Annotated in this window: 17 protein-coding genes; 1 reads left to right on the plus strand and 16 read right to left on the minus strand. The window is 62.6% G+C overall.

What is annotated here, in order from left to right:
• Positions 1 to 14: 14 nt before the first annotated feature.
• Genes ELQ88_RS04565 through ELQ88_RS04630 form a run of 14 tightly spaced genes read right to left on the minus strand, consistent with a single transcriptional unit; the run spans position 15 to position 13,274 of the window.
• Positions 15 to 1,262, minus strand: a complete 1,248-nt coding sequence (locus ELQ88_RS04565; protein WP_138963881.1) for an NAD(P)/FAD-dependent oxidoreductase — start codon at positions 1,260 to 1,262, stop codon at positions 15 to 17.
• The gene (locus ELQ88_RS04570) at positions 1,249 to 2,409 is read right to left on the minus strand and encodes a sodium:proton antiporter (RefSeq protein ID WP_138963883.1); all 1,161 of its coding nucleotides are present in this window, start codon (positions 2,407 to 2,409) and stop codon (positions 1,249 to 1,251) included. The genes ELQ88_RS04565 and ELQ88_RS04570 overlap by 14 nt, the downstream gene beginning before the upstream one ends.
• On the minus strand, positions 2,406 to 4,745 hold the full coding sequence (locus tag ELQ88_RS04575) for an MMPL family transporter (RefSeq protein WP_128872914.1): 2,340 nt from the start codon (positions 4,743 to 4,745) through the stop codon (positions 2,406 to 2,408). The genes ELQ88_RS04570 and ELQ88_RS04575 overlap by 4 nt, the downstream gene beginning before the upstream one ends.
• A complete protein-coding gene (locus ELQ88_RS04580; protein WP_138963885.1) occupies positions 4,729 to 5,433 on the minus strand; it encodes an outer membrane lipoprotein carrier protein LolA in 705 nt (234 codons plus the stop codon). The genes ELQ88_RS04575 and ELQ88_RS04580 overlap by 17 nt, the downstream gene beginning before the upstream one ends.
• Positions 5,430 to 5,855, minus strand: a complete 426-nt coding sequence (locus tag ELQ88_RS04585; protein WP_128872913.1) for an acyl-CoA thioesterase — start codon at positions 5,853 to 5,855, stop codon at positions 5,430 to 5,432. Before ELQ88_RS04585 ends, ELQ88_RS04580 begins: the two co-directional genes overlap by 4 nt.
• Positions 5,848 to 7,392, minus strand: a complete 1,545-nt coding sequence (locus ELQ88_RS04590) for an aromatic amino acid ammonia-lyase (RefSeq protein WP_138963887.1) — start codon at positions 7,390 to 7,392, stop codon at positions 5,848 to 5,850. Before ELQ88_RS04590 ends, ELQ88_RS04585 begins: the two co-directional genes overlap by 8 nt.
• Positions 7,373 to 8,314: a glycosyl transferase gene (locus ELQ88_RS04595; protein ID WP_128872911.1), complete on the minus strand. Its 942-nt coding sequence runs from the start codon at positions 8,312 to 8,314 to the stop codon at positions 7,373 to 7,375. The genes ELQ88_RS04590 and ELQ88_RS04595 overlap by 20 nt, the downstream gene beginning before the upstream one ends.
• Positions 8,311 to 9,045: a glycosyltransferase family 2 protein gene (locus ELQ88_RS04600; protein WP_128872910.1), complete on the minus strand. Its 735-nt coding sequence runs from the start codon at positions 9,043 to 9,045 to the stop codon at positions 8,311 to 8,313. The genes ELQ88_RS04595 and ELQ88_RS04600 overlap by 4 nt, the downstream gene beginning before the upstream one ends.
• Complete coding sequence (locus ELQ88_RS04605; RefSeq protein ID WP_138963889.1) at positions 9,038 to 10,720, minus strand: acyl-CoA synthetase family protein; 1,683 nt, start codon at positions 10,718 to 10,720, stop codon at positions 9,038 to 9,040. The genes ELQ88_RS04600 and ELQ88_RS04605 overlap by 8 nt, the downstream gene beginning before the upstream one ends.
• Positions 10,717 to 11,262: a hypothetical protein gene (locus ELQ88_RS04610; RefSeq protein WP_138963891.1), complete on the minus strand. Its 546-nt coding sequence runs from the start codon at positions 11,260 to 11,262 to the stop codon at positions 10,717 to 10,719. The genes ELQ88_RS04605 and ELQ88_RS04610 overlap by 4 nt, the downstream gene beginning before the upstream one ends.
• A complete protein-coding gene (locus tag ELQ88_RS04615) occupies positions 11,259 to 11,513 on the minus strand; it encodes an acyl carrier protein (protein WP_128872907.1) in 255 nt (84 codons plus the stop codon). The genes ELQ88_RS04610 and ELQ88_RS04615 overlap by 4 nt, the downstream gene beginning before the upstream one ends.
• Positions 11,514 to 11,522: 9 nt before the next feature.
• Entirely contained in the window at positions 11,523 to 11,783 is a 261-nt protein-coding gene (locus ELQ88_RS04620; protein ID WP_128872906.1) for a phosphopantetheine-binding protein, read from the minus strand.
• Entirely contained in the window at positions 11,764 to 12,573 is an 810-nt protein-coding gene (locus tag ELQ88_RS04625; RefSeq protein WP_138963893.1) for a lysophospholipid acyltransferase family protein, read from the minus strand. The genes ELQ88_RS04620 and ELQ88_RS04625 overlap by 20 nt, the downstream gene beginning before the upstream one ends.
• Entirely contained in the window at positions 12,549 to 13,274 is a 726-nt protein-coding gene (locus ELQ88_RS04630) for a beta-ketoacyl synthase chain length factor (RefSeq protein WP_128872904.1), read from the minus strand. Before ELQ88_RS04630 ends, ELQ88_RS04625 begins: the two co-directional genes overlap by 25 nt.
• A gap of 351 nt (positions 13,275 to 13,625) precedes the next feature.
• Between ELQ88_RS04630 and ELQ88_RS04635 the strand changes: the two genes are divergently transcribed.
• A complete protein-coding gene (locus ELQ88_RS04635; protein WP_128872903.1) occupies positions 13,626 to 14,396 on the plus strand; it encodes a ParA family protein in 771 nt (256 codons plus the stop codon).
• Between the two features lie 140 nt (positions 14,397 to 14,536).
• Here the strand turns inward: ELQ88_RS04635 and trxC are convergent, their stop codons facing one another.
• Both trxC and ELQ88_RS04645 read right to left on the minus strand, forming a co-directional pair.
• Positions 14,537 to 14,971: a thioredoxin TrxC gene (gene trxC / locus ELQ88_RS04640; RefSeq protein WP_128872902.1), complete on the minus strand. Its 435-nt coding sequence runs from the start codon at positions 14,969 to 14,971 to the stop codon at positions 14,537 to 14,539.
• Between the two features lie 95 nt (positions 14,972 to 15,066).
• Complete coding sequence (locus ELQ88_RS04645; RefSeq protein ID WP_138963895.1) at positions 15,067 to 16,530, minus strand: protein adenylyltransferase SelO; 1,464 nt, start codon at positions 16,528 to 16,530, stop codon at positions 15,067 to 15,069.
• Positions 16,531 to 16,573: the final 43 nt, after the last annotated feature.

Consider the following 16,573-nt stretch of genomic DNA (forward strand, 5'->3'; position numbering starts at 1 on the left):
GTCGCTCAGGTAATTCACGTGGCATCCCTTGCACAGAGTTCCGACAGCATTCGCAGGCGACGCCGGGGTTCGGCGACGAACGGATTGCGCTCGTCCCAGGCATACCCGGCAAGGATCGAGCTGATCATGCGGCGGATGTCGGGCGAGCCGCCCTCATGATAAATCACATCCTGGAAGGTGCCGGCGTACCAGCCTTCGACATAGCAACGAAAGGTGTCGACGCCACGCTTGAGCGGTGCGGCGAACTCGGTTTGCCAGTCGACGCTTTCGCCTTGCAACTGACGGTGCAGCACCGCGGCGGCCATGCTTGCCGAACGCATGGCGATGGTCACGCCGGAGGAGAACACCGGGTCGAGGAACTCGGCGGCGTTGCCCAGCAAGGCAAAGCCCGGCCCGTGGAGGGTTTTGACGTTGGCCGAATAACCGCCAATGGTCCGTGCTGGCGTATCCCACACGGCGTTGTTCAGCACGCTGGACAGGCTTGGGGTTTCAGCGATGAACCCGCGCAGGCAGTCGTCGAGATTTTCGGTACGGCCTGCGAAATGTTCGGCTGCCGCCACCACGCCTACCGAGCAACGGCCATTGCTGAACGGAATGGTCCAGAACCAGATGTCGCGATGGATCGGATGGGTGGTGATGAGGATTTTTTCCCGCTCGAAAGCCGGGTTGTCGATATGGTCTTCGACGTGGGTAAACACCGCCTGGCGCACAGGGAAATTCGACGGCGCCTCCAGGTCGAGCAAGCGCGGCAGCACGCGACCGTAGCCGCTGGCGTCGAGCACGAAATCGGCTTCGACGCGGTACTGGCTGCCGTCTTCGCGCTGCACATCCAGTTGCGGTCTGGGCAAGGTGAAATCGGCACTGACGATCGCTTCGCCGTAGCGCACTTCCACGCCCTGGAGTGCCGCCTGATCGGCCAGCAGCTTGTCGAAGTCGGCGCGCTGGACCTGAAAGGTGGTCGGCTTGCCGTTGCCGAAGGTGTCACCGAAGTCGAAGGCGCTGTAGTGCTCGCCCCAGGCGAATGCCGCACCGTTTTTCAGCTGGAACCCGGCGGCGTTCACCGCCTCGAGCATGCCGGCTTCCTCGACGAAATCCAGGCAGTGGGACAGCAGGCTTTCACCGATGGAAAACCGCGGGAAATGCTGGCGTTCGATCATCAGCACATCGTGGCCTTTGCGCTTGAGCAGCGCGGCGGCGATGGCGCCCGAGGGCCCCGCGCCGATCACCACAACCTGGCGACGTTCCATTTCAACTGTTGGCACTGGAGCTCCTTGCCGGGACGGCGATGTTCAAGCGGGTTCGGTGCATGCCGGCGAGCGCCGGCAGCAGTGTGGCGATCAGGCCCATCACCATCAGCGCAAAATACAGCGCCGGGCTGATGAGCTGTTGTTGCAGCAGCAGGTTGAGAAACACGATCTCGCTCAAGCCACGGATATTGAGCAGGATACTTTCCCGCCAGCGGCTGGCGCCTTCGAACGAGGCGCCGGCCCAGCCAAGGCCCAGCCAGTTACCCAGCAGTTTGCTGATGATCGGCAACAGCAGCAGCGCCGTCAGTTGCACCCAGCCAAGGCTGGACAGGGCCGCGTGGACGTTGATCTGCACGATGCCGAACGTGAGGATCAGCGGGATCGCAATATACGTCTGCACGTGACTCAGCCAGATCACCGGCAACGGCAGCACCAGCGGCACCTTGAGCGCGGCCATGCACAATAGGTAGCCAATGCCGACGATCAGTGCATTGAGCTTGAAGTGCTCCGCCGCGACCAATAGCGCGAAGAAGCAGACGCTGTGCAACAACGGTTGGCGCAGACGCAGCAGGCGCAACAGTAATGGCAGGCAGGCCGCGGCCAGCGGCAGCAGCAGGCTGCTCAGGTGCAGGCTGCCCTGGGCGATGGCGAACAGGGTCCAGCAGGTGAGGTCGATGAGGATGGCGGTCTGCACCAGGCGCCGGGTGGCGGCAGGCGGGTATTGGATGTGCCGCAGGTACAGATACAACACCGGAATAGCGGTGATGGCGAACAGCAGGCCGACCGCCAGGGAACTGATCCAGGGTTGCGGCGGTAGCAGCCAGACCGCTGTCGCGAGCCCGCAGGCGAATGGAATGCAGAAGCTCGGCAGGGCGATTTTCAGGCTCTGGCGGTCGAGTCGCAGGTCGATCACGTCGCTGAGAATATGCCCCAGGAGCAAGGCAAAGCTCAGGCTGTAGAGATTTTTCAGCCAGGCCGGCGCCACCAGCGCGGCACCGCTCAGTTGCCATTGAGGCTCGATCCAAAAGAACATCAGCAACGGCAGGCCGAAGGTCGCCAGCAGCAACTGGCTGACGATCGGGATCACGCCGAAGTGACGCCCGACACGGGTGGCCACGGCGAACAGTGCCAGGGCCATGAGCCAGAACAGGACGACCATCATGCTGCCGGCTCCGTGACCGCGCCCGCATGGACATGTCGTCCTGCCCAGGGTGCGAGGATGAAGCTGAAGGCCAGGCCGAGGCTCACCGACAGACCGAAGTTGCTCACCGCCGGCGTACTGGACACGGCCAGCAGCCCGAACGACAGCCAGGTGGTCAGCGCCGCCAGCAAGGTGCCCAGCAGGCTCACGGCGACACCACCGACCTGTTCGCGCATCAGGATCGCGTAGTCGACGCTGATGGCCGTGACCAGCAGCAGGCCGAACAGACTGAACAGCGTCAACGGTTGCCCGAGCCAGCCGAGACTGGCCAGGCTGCACAGCGCCGCCAGTAGTGGCAGGGCGACGATGCGCAGTGCGCCACCCAGGCCGAACGGCAGGATCAGTACCAGCACGATCAACGCACAGGAGGCGAGTTTCAGTTCAGCGGCACTGACTTGGGTATCGGCGAAAACCTCGTTCAATTCGCCGAGGCGATCCACCAGTTCCACGCCTGGCAAATCCATGGCCTGGACCCGCAACAGGGAAGGGTTGTTCAGGCCTTGCAGGCTGACCAGCGCCGCTACGCCGTCTTCGATGGGGCCTAGCCACAGGACGCGATAAGGTTCGGCCAAAGGACCGACCAGCGCCGCGTCGATGTCTTCGATCGGCAGCGCCTGCAGCCTTGCCAGTTCCGCTTGCAGCGCTGCAGCCGGCACGCCGAGGTCGAGCAAGGGGTGCCAGAATTGCGCAAGTTTGTTCAAGGCCTCACGCACCCGCACCTGTTCGCTCGGCGGGCTGACCAGTTGATTGAGTGACAGATAACCCTTGAGTTTGTCCAGGTTGACCAGTTGATCCAGCCGCTCGCCCAGCGCTGCCTGGCGCTCCAGCAGTTGCTGTTGATTGGCCGCGCGCACCAGGAAGAACTGGCTGGTGGGTTGATAACCGGTGATGCGCGCAATGGCCTGGGCTTCGTCGGTCAATTGCTGCGGTGCGCCGACCCACTGGCGAATATCGTTGCGGGCTTCGAGCTGCAACAGTCCGCCCACACAAAAAGCAATCAGCAGCGCCAGCAACACCGGGGTGCGCGCAATGTTCAGCAGCGCTTCACGGCGTTCCAGTAAAAATTCGGCGACTCGCAGCGGCCACTGCGCCGGGCGCAGCTCGACGCCCTTGAGCAGTGCCGGCAACAGGCACACCGCGCACAGGTAGGCACCCACCAGACCGGCGGCAGAGAACACGGCAATCTGGGTCAGTGCCGGGAACGGCGTCCAGGCCAGGGCCAGGTAGCCGATACAGCTGGTGATCAGGCTCAGCGTCAGCCCCGGCAGGGTCAGGCGCAACGCCGGCCAGCTGTGCCAGGGTTTCAGGCTCCAGCTCTTGGACAGGTAATGCAGCGGGTAATCGACAGCGACGCCGATCAGGCTGGAGCCGAGCACCAGGGTCATCACGTGCATGTGCCCGAACATCGCCACGCAGGCCACGGCACCGAACAGCATGCCCACCAGCACCGGCACAAACGCCAGCAACACCCGCCAGCGCCGGAAGGCCAGCAACAGCAGCAACAGAATGCCCGCCGTGGCGCCGCCGCCGACCCAGGTCATTTCCCGGGTGGCTTGCCGTTGACCGCTGGCGGCGTAGAGCAAGCCACTGGCGGCCAGCAATTGCACGTCGGCATGGGCGGCTTGTTCCCGGCCCTGCTGGAGCAGATCGGCCACTTGCAGCGGCAGGTTCATGTCGAAGGCGTTGCCGGTGGTCCGCGCCCGCAGCAGCACCCAGCTCTTGCCGTCGGCATCGGCGACCAACGCACCGCTGCCGATGTCCAGTTGCACGGAGCCGTGTTGCGGCTGGCTGTTCTGGATGCGCCCGGTCAGGCCCAGCCAGTCATCCTCGCTCGGCACCAGGCTGAAGCCGGTGAAGGGGTCGAACAGTGCCTGGACCCGTTGCTGGATAAACGCGTCGGGGTGCTCGATCAGTTGTTGTCGATCGGTCGCCGAGAGCATCGCCAGGCGACCTTGCAGCAATTGCGTGCGCAACGCCGGCAAGTCCGCCTGCAGGTTCCACTGGACCTTTTCGAACAAACCGCTGGCCTGCCACTGCTCACCCAGTGTCTGCGCCATGGCGATGGCTTGCGGGCGATCCTTGTGGCCGACCAGCACCAGCATTTCGCGGTTCAGCGGTTCTTGCATGCGTTGTTCGGCACGCAATTCCAGCGCATCCGGTGCCGTGCCCGGCACCAGTTCCATCAGGTTGGCCGACAGCGGTGCGCCGTCACGCCATTGCCAACCGGCGAGCGCGAGCACCGCCAGCAGCAGGAGCAGAAACAGCCACGGCAGCTTCCGTTCACTCGGCAAAGTCATGTTGCTCCGCTTCGCTCAAGGGTTGAGCGCTGGTGCTGTCTTGCATGCGCAACAGCGTGCTGTCGCCCTGGGTTTCGAGCAGCTGGATGCTGTGCACCAGTTCACCGCCGGTGATATTGATCTGATTGAACACCTGCTTGAGCAGCATCGAGCGCGGCAGCAGGGTCAGTGTCCAGTTCTGTGCATCGCCGCTCAGGGACAGCTCGAAGTCCCGTTGCAGTCCGCTGCTGTCGCCTTGCAGCACGGCGAGGAACAAGCGGTTCTGCTCGGCGCCGGCGCTCTTGCCCGGGAGCATTTGCCAACCGTTGGCGTCGCGCCGGGCAATGCCCTTGGCGTTGATGCGGTAATCCTGTTGCAGCGGGGTTTTCAGCAGCCACAGCAGGCCCTGATTTTTCGCCAGGACAAAGGTGCCCTTGCTGGTCAGCGGCCGGGGCAGGGCGCGCAGGTATTTTTCCTGGATGAAGTTGCCGTGGATCACCTCGGGCCTGCTCAACTGATCGCTCAACTGCTGCAAATCAAATGCGTTGGCCAACCCAGGAATGCTCAGTAACACGCAGAACACTGTAGGAGCGAGCTTGCTCGCGAAAAACCTGAGAGCGCCGCGGAGTGTCAGGTGTCGAGCGTCATCGTTAACGACCATCGCGAGCAAGCCCGCTCCCACAGGGGGGCGGGGGTGGCAGTCAATCATGGCAGGGCCCTCTCTACGGCGTCGGTGAAGACCTTGGGCGAAGCCAATTGCATTTCACGGCTGCCCATGTCGACAGCCACCTGCACGGAACTGGCACGGGTCAGGCGTTCGCCGGTGTGCAGATCGCTGATCAGGTAGCTGATCTTCAGACGGTTCTCCCATTCCACCAGGTTGGCCCGCACATTCAGCTTCTGACCGAACACGGCGCCGCGCACATAGCGCAACTGCAAGTCGATCACCGGCCAGGCGTAACCCGAGGCAACCATGGCGTCGTAGTTGTGGCCGATCCTGTCCAGCAGCGCACAGCGGGCGACTTCCAGGTATTTGACGTAATGGCCGTGCCAGACGACGTTCATGGTGTCGACGTCAAAGAACGGCACCAGGATTTCCGTATCGGCATGAAGCACGCCCTTGCTACGCATGCAGCCTCCAGTGTTGTTCGGCAATACGTTTCAGGCACAGGCGCAATTCGCCCTCCAGGGCACGGTCTTCGATGACCGGCGCAAAGTCCTTGGCCAGTGCCTCGTGCATGGCGGCCAGGGCGGGTGGCAAGGGCCGCGCATCTTCAGCCATGCCGCGCAGCCAGACGCCCTGATTGGCCGCCAGCAGCGTGGCGGCGGCGACCTGTTCGGTCAGTTCCAGCACGCGGATCGCGTCCCGGGCGGCAATGGTACCCATGCTGACCTTGTCCTGGTTGTGGCATTCGGTGGAGCGCGAGAAGACGCTGGCCGGCATGGTGTTTTTCAGCGCTTCGGCCGTCCAGGCGCTGGTGCCGATCTGTACCGCCTTGAACCCGTGGTTGAGCATCGCCCGGTCGGCGGTGGCGCCGGACAGGTTGCTCGGCAAGCCGTGGTTGTAACGCTCGTCCACCAGCAGGGCGAGTTGACGGTCAAGCAGGTCGGCGACGTTGGCCACCAGGTTTTTCAGGCTGTCCATGGCGAACGCGATGTGGCCGCCATAGAAGTGCCCGCCGTGCAGCACACGTTCGGCTTCGGCGTCGATGATCGGGTTGTCGTTGGCGCTATTGAGCTCGATCTCGATAAACGAGCGCAGCCAGTTCAGGCTGTCCGCCAAGACGCCGAGGACGTGGGGCGCGCAACGCAGGGAATAACGGTCCTGCAGGCGATGCAACGGCGCGGTCGGTGCGTCGATCGCCAGGTCTTTGCGCAGCCAGGCGGCGACTTGCATCTGCCCTGGGTGCGGCTTGGCGGCGAACAGGCGCTCGTCGAAATGCTCCGGGTTGCCTTGCAGCGCGACCACGTTCAGCGCGGTGATGCGGGTCGCCAGTTGCAGCAGGTAATCGGCGCGGGCAAAGGCCAGGCACGCCAGGCCGGTCATGACCGCGGTGCCGTTCATCAGCGCCAGGGCTTCTTTCGGGCGCAGTACCAGCGGTTGCCAACCGAGTTCGCGGTGCACGTCGGCGGCTTGTCGGCGTTCACCTTGGAACAGCACTTCGCGCTCGCCGGACAGGGTCGCGGCCACATAGGACAGCGGCGTCAGATCACCGCTGGCGCCCACCGAGCCCTCTTCCGGGATCAGCGGCAGGATGTCGTGTTCGAGGAAGGCGTGCAGGCGTTCCAGCAGTTCTACGCGAACCCCGGAAACACCTTGGCATAGCGACTGCAGCCGCGCTGCGAGCACCGCGCGCGTAGCCTGGGCGTCGAGCAGCTTGCCCAGGCCGCAGCCGTGGAAGGTGTACAGATGACGGGGCAGGGCCTCGACGTGATGCAGCGGCACCGCGACCACGCAGGAATCGCCGTAACCGGTGGTCACGCCGTAGATCACGCCTTCCTTGTCCAGCAGGGAGTCGAGGAATCGCGCACCCTTGGCGATACGCTCGCGGAACGCGGGGTCGCCTTGCAACTGCGTCGACACCTGACGGTTGGCCAGGGCCAGCACGTCTTCGATGCGCAGAGGGAGTTCGCCGAAGGTTACCGGCTCAAGCGTTGACGTCGTCATCGGTCTTCCAGAAAGGGTAGAAATTGAACCATTGTTGGGGCGCTTGCAGGCAATAGTGACCCAGGCGTTCGGCGTAGCGGGTCGCCCACTGATGAATGACCTGCTCGCGGTCGCTGCGCTTCCACACCACGGCTTCGGTGAACGGTTCGAGGGTCACCCGATATTGGCCCGTCGGCTTTTTCAGGCACATCAACAGATTGATCGGGCATTTGAGCAAACCGGCCAGCAACCACGGGCCCTGAGGGAACGCGGCTTGTTGACCGAGAAAATCCACGGTCACGCTGCGCCCGCCGTGCAGCGGCACGCGGTCTCCGGCGATCGCCAGCCACTCGCCGCGCTCCAGGCGTTCATGCAGTTGCAACATGATGACCGGGTCGAGTTCACTGACCTGGATCAGCCGCAGGTTGGTCGCACCCGCTTCACCCAGCAGGCGATTGAATTGCTCGGCGTGCTTGGTGTGCACCAGTACGTTCATGGTGACCTTCTCGCCGATCTCCGCCAGTGCGCGGCAGACCTCGAGGTTGCCCAGGTGCGCACCCACCAGCATCTGCCCGCGTGTGCCGCGCAATTGATTGCGCAGCAGCGCCGGGTCGATGATTTCGATCTGCTCGATGCTCAGCTTGCCATTCCACACATCGAGTTTGTCGAGCATGGAATCGGCGAACGCCATGAACTGGCCGAACACTCGCCAATGGGTCGGGCGCAATTCGCTGCGACCGCTCCAGTCGGCGAGCCGTTGCTGGTATTGCCAGGCACTGTGGCGGGCGCTGCGACCGAACACAAAAAAGTACAGGACAATGCCGTACAGCAGCGGGCTCAGCAGTCGGCGGCCAAGCACCCTGGCGCCGAACGCCGTGAGCTTCATCAACCAGAAACTGCCGCGTTCCTGGCGGTCGGCCCAGTGTTGTCGGTCTGCGCTCATGCTCGCCACCGCCGCCAGAGGATCACCGGGGCCCGCCATAACATGCCGAAGAACAGGCGGGTGTGCATGCTCGTGATCAGCACGTTGTCGCGGAACATGCGGAAATGCGAGACGCCGTCCAGCGGGTAGTGAACCCGGGTTTGCAGCCACTGCATCGGCTGGTTGCGCCAGGCCAGGCGCACCAGGATGTCCGAGTCGAAGTCCATGCGCTTGCCAATTTTGGCGGAGTCGATCAGTGCCAGGGTCGGCGCCAACGGATAGAGGCGAAAACCGCACATGGAATCGCGGATCTGCAACGACAAGGTGTTGATCCAGACCATGACGTGAGTCAGGTAGCGGGCGTACAAACGACCTTTGGGCACGCTGGCATCGTACTTTGGATAACCGCAGATCACCGCCTCGGGGTGCTGGCGCGATTGTTCGATGAAGGTTGCGACGTCCTGCAGGTCGTGCTGGCCGTCGGCATCGACCTGCAAGGCATGGCTGAAACCCAGCCGCGCCGCTTCGCGCAAGCCGGTCATGACGGCGGCGCCCTTGCCCTGGTTGGAGGCCAGGCGGATCAGGAACACGTTGTCGCGCCGGGCCAGTCGATCCAATACCGCGGCGCAGGCCTTATCGCTGGCGTCGTCCACCAGCAGGCACGGCAAGCCGCTGGCGAGCACGGCATCGACCACCGTGGTGATGGCGGTTTCGTGGTTGTAGACCGGGATGACGGCGCAGGGGTTATGCATCCGCTGAGGCCTCCAGCAATATCCGCCCACTGGAACAGGTCGCGGTCTCATTGCGATAGGCGAAATACAGCTTGCCACGTGCCGGGTCAAAGCGCAGGTGCAGTTGGATTTCATCCCCCGGGCGCACCAATTGCTGGAATTTCAGCACTTCCATGCCGGCGAATTTTGCCGGCAGGTCCATCAATCGCTGACCCAGCATCAGCGCCCATTCCACCTGCACCACGCCGGGCAATACCGGGGCCTGGGGGAAATGACCACTGAAGTAGGCGAGGTCCGGTGGCACCGCCAGTTGCAGGCTCCATTCGCCATCGACTTCGAGCTGCTCCAGCACCTCTGGCGCCTTTGGACGCGGCGCCAGCAGCAGGGCTTCAACGTCGGCCTGAGGCAGTTTGCCTTGGGCGTTCAGCGGCAGTTGCCGCAGCAGGCGCCAACGGCGTGGCAGGGCGAGGGCTTCGCAATGCAGGCTCAGATGCTCACGCAATACTTGCGTGAGGGTGCGGCGGCCCTGATTGCGCAAGGCATGCAAGCCCAGTTCGCTCAGCACCGCCAGCACGCCCAATGACGCACGATTTTCCTGAACCACGCCAAGGCGCGCTTCGGCCACCCACTCGTGCTCCGTCAACGCCTGTTCCAGCATCGGCAGCGAGATACGTTTTTCTTCCAGTTTGACGATCCGGTCCAGGCGCCCGAGCAATTCGAAACGGCCATCGGCTGCGATTCGTGCGGCGTCCGCGGTGTGTTCGATATGGTCGGGCGGCAAGTAGGGCGAGGCAACGAGCAGCGCACCGTCGCTGTCCTGGCTCAACTCGATGCCGGCGAAGGGCTGCCAGAAATCCTGTCCCTGGCGCCAGGCAATGCCGCCGGTTTCCGAGCTGCCGAAGATTTCCGTCGGCCATTGGCCCAGGCGGTCGTGCAGGCGTTGAGCCGCCTCGGCCGGTAACGCACCGCCGGAGGAAAACACCCGTCGAACCGCACTCATGGCCGGCCAGTCGAGATTGTCACCCATGCGCTTGAGCAGAGCCGGGCTGGCGACCCAGGCGAACGCCGAGTGTTCACGGCTGGCGCGCTGCACATCTTCCGGAAACGCCAGTTGCTTGCGCACGAACGAGCGCCCGGCGCACAACGGCCACAACACCCGGAACAGCAGGCCGTAGATGTGCTGGGTGGCAACGCTGCCGATGAGGCAGGCCTCACCCAGGTCGGCGCCCCACAGGCGCTCCAGCGCTTCGACTTCATTGGCCAGCTGGCGCAGGCTTTTGTCGATGCGCTTGGGTTCACCGCTGGAACCGGATGTGCACAAACTCAGCTGGCAGCGATCCAGATCCAGCGTGGCGGCGCTCAGTGGCAAATGCCGATAATCACTCAGGTGCGCATCGTCGGCCTGATCGGTCAGCCACAGATCGACTTCCGCTGACCAACGCTGGCGAGTCTGGGCCTGCAAGTCGGCAGGCAGCAGCACGCTGACCCCGGCACGCCAGGCGCCGAGCAGGGTAATCGCCAGGTCGGCGGCGTCTTCCAGGTGCACGGCAATGCGCTGCACACCCTGGGCCTGCAGGCCGGCGGCCAGGCCCAATGCCTGCGCGCACAGTTGCGCGTGATTCAGCGCCGGCCCTGCCGTCACGGCACGTTCCGGCTGAGCCTTGAGCAACAGGTGCTCAAGTTTTGTCCAATTCATGAGTGGCCTCGTACCCGTTGTCGAATGAGCCATTCAATGGCAAACAGCAGGCCCATCAATCCGTAGGAAATCAGGCCGGTGTACAACATCCACCAACTCAGCGGCGCCCAGAGGGTCAGGGCGGCGGCCAGCAAACCGTTACAGAGGAAGAACACACTCCAGGCGATCGTCACCTGGCGGGTATAGACAATCGCCTTGGCCGGCAGTTGCGGTTCGCGCATGCGCGCCAGCCGTTCGACCATCGGCGGGCCGTATTTCAGGCTCAAGCCAAATAGCCCGAGCATGAACGCGCTGATCAGTACCGGGTACCAGCGCAGCAACAGCGGGCTGTCCGACAGCGCCAGCAGCAGGCAAAAAGCGATCGCGCCAATCGCCATCCACAGGCTGCCTGGCTTGCGCGCACCGAGCAGGGCCCGGGCCAGCCACAGGCCGCCCAGCAGCAGACCGAACTGCCACGGGGCAAAATGCTCCATGCCGAAATACACCGCAAAGGGGTACAGCAGGCCCGCCAGCAGCAGGCCAAGGCCGATCAATCGACTCATGCGGCTGGATGAACCAGACGGTAGACCGCCTCGACCACGTCGCTGACGGTACGCACCGATTTGAATTCTTCGGCGGCGATTTTCTTGCCGGTCTGGCGTTTGATGTGATCGATCAGGTCGACTGCGTCGATGCTGTCGATTTCCAGGTCCTGATACAGGTTGGATTCGAGGCTCACACGCTCGGGGTCCAACTCGAAGAGTTCGACCATGGCATCGCGCAGGGTGTTGAAAATGTCGTCACGAGTTTGCATGGTCCGGTCTCAAGCTGCCTGTTTTGCAGTGACGAACGCCGCAAGGCTCGCCACGTTGCTGAAATGATTGCGCGTGTCCTTGGCGTCGGCGTCGATCTTGATGCCGTACTTTTTCTGGATGGCCAGGCCGAGTTCCAGAGCGTCGACCGAATCCAGGCCCAGGCCTTCGCCGAATAGCGTCTGGTCATCGCCGATGTCGTCGGCGCTGATGTCCTCAAGGCCGAGGGCATCGATGATCAGTTCTTTGATTTCACGGTGTAGTTCGCTCATCTTCGGCGAGCTCCTTGATATAGTAATGATGCAGATAATCGTTGAGCTTGCGCGACGCCTGAGGAGCAGGGCCCAGCGCAGCGAAGGCTTGTGGGTCTATATCGGCCCCGACACGGAAACTGAAGTGCACGCGACGTTTGGGGATCCGATACCAGGGCTCGGCCTTGGTCAATGTGGTGGGGCTGACCTTGATGATCACCGGGGTGAGGATTTTCGCACCGCGCAGTGCGATCGCCGCGGCACCCCGATGAAAGGCAGGCGCGTGGCCTGGCCGGGTGCGCGTGCCTTCGGGAAAGATGATCAGGGTCTGGCCACTTTTCAGCGCATCGGCAGCGGCATCGAGCATGTCCATACTGCCATCGTTGCTGATGTATTCAGTGCGACGCAGCGGATCGCGGGTAAAGGGGTTCTCCCAGAGGCTTTGCTTGACCACGCAGTTGGCATGGCGCACCAGGCCGATCAGGAACACGACATCGATCAGCGACGGGTGATTGGCGATGATCATCTGCCCCGGTCGACCGAGCTTTTCAGCCCCCTGGATGTCGTAGGTCAGCACGCCGGCGCGGGCCATGAACCGGACGAAAAACCAGAAACAGCGACTGACGGTTTGCCGCGCCCGCAACCGATGCGTCTGGGCATCGCCCGGCAGGCAGCTCAGCAGCGGGAAAATCACCAGGCGCAGGCACACCCCGCCCAACCCGAACAGGGTGAAGCTTGCGGCGGTAGCCAGCAGACGCCAGTAATAGGCGTCGCGGTTTTTATCTGTTACAGGTTGCGTTGCCAGGTCCATACACGATTTTTCCAGGCATGTTGGCAGGTAGTCTGCTGGCCAAGCAGGGTACGCAAGAGATCCAGGGCATGGGGCCAGCGAGCTTTGGACAACTCATCCGGGTTGCTGTTCAGGGACAGCTGCCAGTCATTGCCCGGGGTGATCAGCAGGCCGACCGCATAAGGGAACGGCACATCGTCGATCCAGGTGGAATAGGCTTCGGGTGGCTGCTCTTCGGTGACCACCAGCAGAACTGCCGTCGCGCCTTCGGCGAGCAATGCCGCGGCCTCTAGCATGCCGTGTTCAAGGCCGTCGCCGGCTGCCGCGAGGGCCGTCATCTCACTGGTTTCGCCACGCATGATCGACCACAGGCCGATGACCGCGTTGTGCACCGACAGGCTGAATTGGGTAGGGGACAGCGGTTGCCCGGCGGCCAGTTCGCTGAGGATTTCAAAGGTGCGCGGGGTTTCGCCATGGCGGGAAATAAAGACCAGCGGTAAGTCCTGACGCCCCTCGGCCAATGGCCAGCCCACACTGAATGCCATTCGCGCCAGGCGGCTGAGTCGCCGGCGCTGCATGGCCGGTAAAAAAGAGACGTCGGGAGCGGCATCGCTGCCCTGGAGCACGACCGGTTGTCGGCACCAGGCTTGCCAATCGTCCACGCTATCGAGCCCAGGGGCCCACGCGCGCCATTGGGCGATGTTGAAGTTGATCACAGACATTCATCCCGCCCCTGCGGGCTTTCCTTGACGCGGTGAGTCGCAAATACAGCGACAGACGCTACGTGGCGCTTTGCGCCGAGTGGCGCGCATTATCGCGGCGCGGCGAGCCCGTAGCAAATGCTGGTTACATTTTGCTCAACAGCAGCGGTGACTACGCTTCGAGCCTTCGAATGCCCATTATCCATATTGCACCTGCCATGTCTGTCGGCTCATTTTGCGATCAGCGGATGACTTTTCGGCTTTTTCATCAAGAGATCGCCCCTGACTGTGTAGTCCCTTTGCTGGCGAGGTAGCTAAGCAGCGCCGCGGACTACTACACTCGGTCATTCTTTGATACACGGAGGTCTTTACATGCGGCGCGTGGTGTTCAATCAGAAAGGTGGCGTAGGCAAATCGAGCATTGCCTGCAATCTGGCAGCGGTCAGCGCCAGCGAGGGTTATCGCACCTTATTGGTGGATCTCGATGCCCAGGCCAACTCCACCCAGTACCTGACAGGGCTCACCGGCAATGACATCCCGATGGGCATTGCCGATTTCTTCAAGCAGACGCTGTCTTCGGGGCCGTTCTCGAAAAAAAGCCAGGTCGATATCTACGAGACCCCGTTCGACAACCTCCACGTCATCACCGCCACGGCCGAGCTGGCTGACTTGCAGCCCAAGCTTGAGGCCAAACACAAGATCAACAAGTTGCGTAAATTGCTCGATGAGCTGGACGGCGAATATGACCGCATCTATCTGGATACGCCGCCAGCGTTGAATTTTTATGCGGTTTCGGCATTGATCGCCGCTGACCGCGTGCTGATCCCCTTCGATTGCGACAGTTTCTCGCGTCAGGCGCTGTATGGTCTGCTGGCGGAGATCGAAGAGTTGAAGGATGACCACAACGAAGGCCTGGAGGTCGAAGGCATCGTCGTCAACCAGTTCCAGGCCCGTGCCAGCCTGCCCCAGCAAATACTCGACGAACTGATCGCCGAGGGGTTGCCGGTGCTGCCGGTGTATCTGGGTAGCTCGGTGCGGATGCGTGAGTCGCATCAGGCCAACACGCCGCTGATCCATCTCGATCCGCGGCACAAGCTGACCCAGCAGTTCGTCGATTTGCACAACCTTCTCGAAAACACCTGATGACCCATGTGGGAGCGGGCTTGCTCCGGGCGGCGTTCCGACGAATACGGTGTGTCAGTCACCATAGATGTCGACTGATAAACCGTATTCGCGAGCAAGCCCGCTCCCACAATTGATTCTCGGTGGCTATGACAGTGTGGTCAGATCCCCTGACTACGCAGCCAGCTCATCAACTGGGGTAACGGAAAGGCCCCGCTCTGGCGCGCCACCTCCCGGCCGTTCTTGAATAGAATCAGACTTGGAATCGAGCGAATCCCCAACTGCGCCGACAACTGCTGATTCGCCTCGCTATCCAGTTTCGCCAACCGACACTTGCCTGCCAACTGACTGGCGGCCTGCTCGAACACCGGCGCAAACGACTTGCACGGCCCGCACCAGTCCGCCCACACATCCACCAGCAGCGGCAGGTCACCCTTGATCTGACTGGCGTAATCGCCTTGTTTCAACTCGAACGGTTTGGCCAACAGGACCTCGGCCTTGCAACGGCCGCATTTTGGACGGTCGTTGAGGCGTTCTGCGGGGATACGGTTGAGGCCGTTGCAGTGGGGGCAGGGGATGAGGACTGGTTCAGACATGGTCGGCTCTTCAAAATTGGCAGGCAATGCGCTGGATCTGGAGGCAAAGATCTCGTTTATCAAGACAGATGGTGTCTGCCGGTACCTTGTCATCCTCAGGACGAGCAACTGATCTCCAGATGCTTGCCCCACTCCGGTGGTCGCTCGGCGTAGCGCTCCATTCCAGGTTGTTCCTCGAACGGATTGCTCAGCACCGCATGCAGGCGACGAACCTCTGAATAGTCACCGCTCTCCGCCGCATCAATGGCTTTCTGTGCCAGGTAGTTACGCAGGATGTAGAGCGGATTGACGGCGTGCATCCGTTTGCGGCGTTGTTCCTGGTCAGCCTCGCCTTCACGCGTCACCCGGGCGATGTACAGCTCACCCCAGGCATCGAAGCCCTTGATGTCGACGAAGTCGTCGCGCAAACGGGCAAGCGCCTGCTCCGGTGATTCATCCCCCAGGCGGCGGAAGAACAGGCTGTAATCGACGCCGCTGTTCTGCATCAGTTGCAGCAGCTGCTCCAGCAATTTCTGGTCATCTTCCTCGGCAGTGGTGAAGCCCAGGCGACGGCGCATCAGGTCCAGGTAGTGGGCCTGGTACAGCGGCAGGTACAGGCCGAGGGTTTCGCGCAGGGCCTCGACGCTGATGAATGGCGTCAGGGCCTGGGCCAGGGCGCTGAGGTTCCACTGGCCGATCGGCACCTGGTTGCTGAAGGAATAACGTCCCTGGTCATCGGAGTGGTTGCAGATGAAGTGGGCGTCGAAGTCGTCGAGGAAAGCGAACGGGCCATAGTCGAAGGTGATGCCCAGGATCGACATGTTGTCGGTGTTCATCACCCCGTGGCAGAAGCCATAGGCTTGCCACTTGGCGATCAGTTCCGCGTTGCGCTCGACGATCTCGCGGAACATCGCCAGGTACGGTTCGGGTTGTTCCAGGCACTCGGGGAAGTGCATGGCCAGCACGTAGTCGCCGAGCTCTTTCTGCTTCTCTGGGCGCTTGGTGTAATAGAAATACTCGAAATGCCCGAAACGCACATGGCTCGGTGCCAGGCGCAGGACCATGGCCGCACGTTCCTGCTTCTCGCGCCAGACCGGGGTGTCGGAGCCGATCACGCACAGCGCGCGGGTGGTCGCAATGTTCAGGGCATGCAGCGCTTCGGAGGCGAGAAATTCGCGGATCGATGAACGCAGCACCGCGCGTCCGTCGCCCATGCGCGAAAAGGGTGTCTGGCCAGCACCCTTGAGGTGCAGGTCCCAATGCTCGCCGGCCTCGTTGTACACCTCGCCCAGCAATAAGCCGCGCCCGTCGCCCAACTGGGGATTGTAGGAACCGAACTGATGACCGGAATAGACCATTGCCTTCGGAACCGCGTCGGCCCAGAGCTTGTGGCCGCTGAACAGCTCGGCGAACTCCGGGGTTTCGGCCTCGGCCGGGTCGAGGTCGAGCAGGGCCATGGCGGCGGGGCTGGCCACCACCAGGCGCGGATTGTCGATGGGCTCGGGCAGCACATGGACGGAGAACGTATCGCCCAGGCGGGCGAAACGGTTATCGAAGGTCAGTTCGTCGAGGGCTTTCAAGGGCCATCTCCAGCAGAATGTCCGAGCATTCTGCTAGGGATAG

The organism is Pseudomonas sp. MPC6 (assembly GCF_006094435.1).
Taxonomy (GTDB): Bacteria; Pseudomonadota; Gammaproteobacteria; order Pseudomonadales; family Pseudomonadaceae; genus Aquipseudomonas.